The organism is Campylobacter portucalensis (assembly GCF_009690845.1).
Lineage (GTDB): Bacteria > Campylobacterota > Campylobacteria > Campylobacterales > Campylobacteraceae > Campylobacter_B > Campylobacter_B portucalensis.
The window spans coordinates 95,270-101,402 of record NZ_VWSJ01000027.1 but is presented as its reverse complement, the minus strand read 5'-3'; the positions used below and the strand labels follow the sequence as shown (position 1 = coordinate 101,402).

The 6,133-nt window shown below is 34.4% G+C and carries 7 protein-coding genes; all 7 read left to right on the top strand.

Features of this window, described 5'->3' with window-relative positions; genetic code table 11:
• Positions 1-119 precede the first annotated feature (119 nt).
• Genes F1B92_RS09225 through F1B92_RS07195 form a run of 7 tightly spaced genes read left to right on the top strand, consistent with a single transcriptional unit; the run spans position 120 to position 6,130 of the window.
• Positions 120-773 carry a type IV secretion system protein VirB3 gene (locus F1B92_RS09225; RefSeq protein ID WP_229770971.1) on the top strand — a complete coding sequence of 218 codons (654 nt, stop codon included), beginning with the start codon at positions 120-122 and terminating at the stop codon, positions 771-773.
• A complete protein-coding gene (locus F1B92_RS07220) occupies positions 754-2,910 on the top strand; it encodes a VirB4 family type IV secretion/conjugal transfer ATPase (protein ID WP_229770970.1) in 2,157 nt (718 codons plus the stop codon). Before F1B92_RS09225 ends, F1B92_RS07220 begins: the two co-directional genes overlap by 20 nt.
• Before the next feature lie 9 nt (positions 2,911-2,919).
• A complete protein-coding gene (locus F1B92_RS07215) occupies positions 2,920-3,711 on the top strand; it encodes a type IV secretion system protein (RefSeq protein ID WP_154571178.1) in 792 nt (263 codons plus the stop codon).
• A gap of 9 nt (positions 3,712-3,720) precedes the next feature.
• The gene (locus F1B92_RS07210) at positions 3,721-4,896 is read left to right on the top strand and encodes a type IV secretion system protein (RefSeq protein WP_154571177.1); all 1,176 of its coding nucleotides are present in this window, start codon (positions 3,721-3,723) and stop codon (positions 4,894-4,896) included.
• Between the two features lies 1 nt (position 4,897).
• Positions 4,898-5,146, top strand: coding sequence for a hypothetical protein (locus tag F1B92_RS07205; protein WP_059429722.1), 249 nt, complete (start codon positions 4,898-4,900; stop codon positions 5,144-5,146).
• Positions 5,147-5,851: a virB8 family protein gene (locus F1B92_RS07200; RefSeq protein WP_059429723.1), complete on the top strand. Its 705-nt coding sequence runs from the start codon at positions 5,147-5,149 to the stop codon at positions 5,849-5,851.
• Between the two features lie 3 nt (positions 5,852-5,854).
• Positions 5,855-6,130 carry a hypothetical protein gene (locus F1B92_RS07195; protein ID WP_154571176.1) on the top strand — a complete coding sequence of 92 codons (276 nt, stop codon included), beginning with the start codon at positions 5,855-5,857 and terminating at the stop codon, positions 6,128-6,130.
• Positions 6,131-6,133: the final 3 nt, after the last annotated feature.

Genomic DNA, 6,133 nt, shown 5'->3' with positions numbered 1-6,133 from the left:
TTTATAGGTTTGTAGTAACGGCGGTCAAACAGTAAGAGAAGTGTCGCCTATTCTATTGGGTGGCATTTTAATTGGTGGTGGACCGATGATTGCTGGTATGTTAATGTAAGGCTCTATCAATGCTAGTCTCCGAGCCTATATATAAAGCTTTAACACGTCCGCCCATGGTATTTGGTGTTCCGATGGTGCCTTTTATGATGATGGCACTTGGTTGGGCTTTGTTTGCAATTTTTGCAAAAGTGCTATTTGGCGATGTCTATTTGCTTTTAGCCGTTATGATCATTCCTTCTATATTTGTCTTTCAAATGATAGTTAAAAAAGATGATATGGCTTTTAGACTTTGGGGACTAAAGCTACGATTTTTCCGCTCTCCTTCCATAAATAAATTTTACAATGGTCGTAAAAGTTATATGGCAAATTCAACCTATTCTAAACAATCTTTACGTAACAAATATCCAAAACTTAGTGTTGTAGGACTTAGCGAGTTTGCAAATTTGGAAAATTTAATTCCTTATCAAACATTAATAGACAATATAGTAATCACAAAAGAAGGCGATTATTTGGCTAGTTGGCGTGTTGATGGCATTGCATTTGAAGTTGAGGATGATGAACTGATTGACATGAATAAAAATAAGCTAAATATGCTCGTGCGTCAGTTTGCAGGAGAAAATGTAAGCTTTTATTTTCATAACGCAAGGATCAATACACAAGTTAGCCAAAAAGAGTATTTTTCAAATGAGTTTTTAAAGAATTTTGCAAAAAAAATATTATGAAATTTTTAGTGCGGATAATCTAAAAGAAAATAGACTTTATCTTACGGCAATCTACTCACCATTAAGCAGAGCCGAAAAGATGAGCTTTAAAAACCAAAATATAGAAGCCAAAAAACGACAGATCAGAACTCATTTGAAAAGTTTTAATCAAAAATGCAACGTGATAGAGCAAAATTTGAGCCATTTTAAGCCCTATAAACTTGGTGTTTATGATATCGAAGGCGTTAAATTTAGCTCGCAACTTGAACTTTACAACTACCTAATAGGCGGTAAATTTACCAAAGTGCGCGTTCCAAATGCACCGCTTGACTTCTACCTTAACGGTAATTTAAACGAAATTTTTCCATCACAGCACACTATGCAGCTAAACTATAACGATGGCACAAGAAAATTTGTAAAAGCCATTGAGTTAAAAGACTATCCAAATGTAAGTTTTAGTGGTATTTTCGATAGTTTGATGTATGCAAATGTTGAATACACAATAACGCAAAGCTTTACTCCACTCTCTAAAAAAGAGGCAAGAGATGAGCTAACCAAGCAACAAAAAAGACTTATGGCGGCAGAGGATGATGCAATTAGTCAAATTTCAGAGCTAAGTTCGGCACTAGATGAGCTACAAAGCGATATCATATTTGGCGAGTATCACTTTTCTATCGTAATCTATGCCGATAAACAAAACGAATACGAACGCATAGCAAATCAAATAGCAGTTGTATTGCAGGATTTGGGATTTTTGGCTACTCAAGCAAACATTACCCTTGAAGCTACATATTTTGCTCAACTTCCAGCAAATTTTATGCTTCGTCCTAGACTTCATACAATCTCTAGTAAAAACTACGCTAGTTTTATGGCACTGCACAATTTCCCACGCGGAAAGCAACAAGGTAATCCGTGGGGAGATGCAATAGCAATCTTGCAAACACCAAACGGACAACCATTTTTCTTTAATATTCATAAGACAAATTTTCAAAAAGATGAATTTGGTAAAAATGATGTTTTGGCAAACACTTTCGTTCTTGGTCAAAGTGGTGGTGGAAAAACCGTGCTAATGAACTTTACGCTTAATATGCTGTGTAAATATAATGAGCTTGAAACATTTGCAGATAGCACACCAAAAGATAAGCGTAAAGCAACCTATTTTTATTTAGACAAAGACAAAGGTGCGCTTGGTAACATTATGACAATAGGCGGCAAGTATGTAATGATAACCAGCGGTCAGCCGACTGGCTTTAATCCGTTTTGTTGCGAGGCAACACCTGAAAATATCCGCCGATTAAAGGTTTTAATGAAAATGCTAGTAACCAAGGGCGGACAAACCCATCTAATGCTAACAACAAGAGACGAGGAGCAATTAAATTTAGCTGTAGATAGCGTTATGAGACTTGAAAAGAGTGATAGAACTCACGGCGTAAGTAGAGTTTGGCAATTATTGCAAGAGGGAGAAAATGAGACAAGCTCACTTAAATCTAGACTTATGGCGTGGACAATCGGTAATGAGTTTGGCTGGGTATTTGATAATGAAACTGACACGTTAGATTTTAGTGATGAAAACATTCTTGTTTATGGCATAGATGGCACAGACTTACTTAGCGACAATGAAATTTCGCCATATGTTGCTTATTATATCTTGTGGCGTATTATCGATATGGTTGATGGTCGTAGATTTGGTTTATTCATTGATGAGGCGTGGGACTGGCTCAAAAATCCAGTCGTAAGCAAAGAGGTTTTCAACAAAGAAAAGACTATTAGAAAAGAAAACGGCTTTTTATTTTTAGGCACTCAGAGCGTGGAAGATATAGCAAAATCAGATATAGGCACAGCGATAATGGAGCAAAGTGAAACTATTTTGTTACTTAGTAACCCAAAAGCCAAAGAAGATGATTATTGTAGAGCCTTGAATATGAGCGAAGCCGAATATCAATTTGTAAAAACAACAATACCTGAAAAATATGAATTTTTAATCAAAAAGGGAGTTGATTACAGGGCGATTGCAAAAATCAATCTTAGTCACTTGGGAAATATGGTAAGAGTGCTTTCTACTTCAAAAGACTATGTAGATGAGCTAACAAAGATCAATGCTATAAATATTGGCTATGATGAAAAATATCAGCTTGTAAAAGAGCTATACAGATTTTAAGGAGAAAAAATGCAAAACAATCTTGTTTATAAAACAAAAAAGACCCTAGTTATGGCTGCTTCAGTGGCACTATTGTCATCAAATTTGGTTGCATCTGGCATTCCAGTTATAGATGGTGCTGCCCTAGCACAAAATCAAATGACTTTTACGATGGAATGGACACAAACACTTAAAGACTGGGCAGAAAAAGTAAAGGTATGGGGCGAAGAAGCAACACACAGAGTTAGTGAAGTAAAAAAATGGGCTGATGAAAGGGTGCAGTGGGCAAACGATCTTTATACTAAAACTGGTATAAGAGATATAGTAAATTTCACGAAAGAGATGAACGAGCTTTATAATGAAGCCTACAATACTGGCCATACAATTTATACACAAGCAACAGGTTTTAGTCTTGATAATTTTGATGAAAGAGCGTGGGATTTATTTGTAAAATTTGGCGGAAAAGATCAATGCTCATCGATCAATGATGTTTCTCATCGAAATATTTGCAAAAAGAATACCACAAGTGCATTTAAAGAGCTTCAAGTTGTAGATAGGCAATTTGATCGCCTAAAAAGAGAAATTGATGACCTAGATAAATTAGGAAAAGAGATATCTAGAAACAAAGGCAAACAAGAAGATTTAAAAGGTTCACTTGATACAGCAAATCAAATCGCACTTTTAAGAGCAAGACAGGAAAATAACTGGAGAGCATACCAAAGAGATATGGATCAATTAGAAAATGAGAAAAAACGTCTGCAAGAGGCAGAATTTCAAGCCAAAAAAGAAAGACAATTTAAGGCTTTTGAGATATTGCAATAGGTTTTTATTATGTATGCTGTAAAAACAGAAGTTGGCAAAGGTTTATATTCACTAATTATGGATATATCTAGCAATGTTGATAACTTTTTCTCAAAAAATTATTCAACAGGAGTGAATACACTTCAATCCATAATTGATGCAACAGGCAATATTTTAGCCATATATTTAACCGTGTGGATAATGATAGAAGGTTATAGAATTTTATGGGGCAATGGTAAGCAAAGTTTTCAAAATTTTGCATTTGATGCAACTATAAAATTTATTTTTATAGTTCTTTCTATGAATGCTGGAAACTGGATAAATCTAGTATTTGAAGCTTTTAATGGGGCAAAAGATTTTATAGATACCTCTTTATCATATGATAGTAAAGGTGTATATGAAAAAGTTGCTATTTGGGCTGGACTTATGGGCGATTATTATCGAGTAGTATGGGATAAATCAGGTACTTTTGAAATTGCATATATGATTTTTATCATAATTGTTGCGTTTATAGGCTTTTTAATTGGTGCAGTTCCTATTTTAAGAGCCTTGTTCGTAAATACGCTATCATTTTTATTGCTTATGATTTTAGCACCACTTGCATTTTACTTTTTAATCTTCAAAACCACTAAAAATTCATTCTCACAATGGTTTCAAATGGTCTTATCAAACATTATAACTCTACTTTGTTTGTCATTATTTTTAAATATCTTATTTAACTATATTTTTATAAAAATTAATAAATTAGGCAATTTTTATGATGAAGCATTTACAATCGCCCTCTTAATGATATTCTATGGAATTCTATCAAACGTAATATGCGGTATGGCTGTTGGAATTGCTGAAAAGCTTACAAATATCAGTCTTGATGGATTGGCTGGTTCAGGCGTTGGTCGTGTTATGGGTCTTACTGGTGCGATTGGTGGTGCTGCAATAGGTGGTGCAATGCTTGGTGCAAGAGCCGCACAGGTAATGGGAGCAGGTAAGGCAGCTGGTTTTATCGGCTCACGCTTAATGGGATCTGCCGCATCTGCTGCCAAAGAAATTGGTAGCTCAAAATTAGGTCAGTCTGTGGGGCAAAAACTAAACGAAGGTTTAAATACACTCAAAGGCTCCTCTACAGGCAAGGCTGTTGGGTCTAGGCTAGATCAAGCTAAAAATATAGGTGCAAAAATAAATAACTTCACAAAAGGACAAGGTTGGTAATATGATAAATTTAAATAATATTTTAAATATTAAAAAACAATTTAAAACAATATTAAATTATGCCAAAATATTTTTTTCTTTATTGGTCGGCGTTAGCCTTATGAGTGGCTGTGCCACTCATAGTTCTGCTAAATTTGAAAATAATGGCAATCAAAAATGGGAGGACTACTTCGATAGCAAGGAATTTAAACCAATAAATGAGAATAAAGAAAATTTAGGTTTAAAACAAAATTTAAAAAAGGTAATGTAGATGAAAAAAGTAGATAAACAAATAGAAAATTTTGTTAAAAATAATCCTGATGAAGTGGCAATTAGCTACGAGGCAAGTATTCGCTATATAGCCGAGCAAGCAAATAAAAGAGCTTATTTCATCTCAGGAGTGGCACTACTTGTAGCTATTATTAGTGTTATAGCAGTTTGCCTACTAACACCATTAAAATCAGTTGAACCTTATGTAATAAGGGTTGATAATACGACTGGTATGGTAGATATTATAACCAGCGTAAATGAAGCCGCATTCTCGCAAAATGAAGCACTAGATAAATACTTTGCGACAATGTATGTAAAAGCTAGAGAGGGTTACTATTATGATATTTTGCAAAATGATTATGAATTAGTGCAAATTTTAAGCTATCCAGATGTTGCCAATATTTATTTAAAAACCTATGAAGGCGAAAAAGCAAGGGATCAGGTCTTAAAAAATGACTTTGAAGTCGAGATTGATATTGTATCGGTTACTCTTGGCAATAGTGCAGGATCGCCGATCGCAACCATAAGATTTAACGAAATCACTAGAAAAAAAGGCGAAAAAATAGCCATATCAAACAAGGCTAAAATCGTAACTCTTTCATATGATTATCAGCCAAATACTCTCACAACAGAAAAAGAGCGAATAAAAAATCCACTTGGCTTTAAAGTTAGCACATATAGAATTGATGATGAAATAAGGAGATAAACAATGAACTCAAATATAGATTTTATAAGACTAATTGACACAATGGCTCAAATTTTGGCTCAAAAAAATAATGATATTGCAGAACTTGTGCAAGAAATTGAAGCATTAGAAAGCAAACTTGCAAAGTATGAAAGTAAGGAGCTTTTTGAGATGGTTGGCACTTCAAGCATAGGCGATCGAGTTTTTAATATATATGAAAAATTTGTGCCTGATTTTGTAACAGATGAAGAGATAGCAATAGCTAATCTCATCGCTCCAAAATTTGACATATCGGAGTAATGA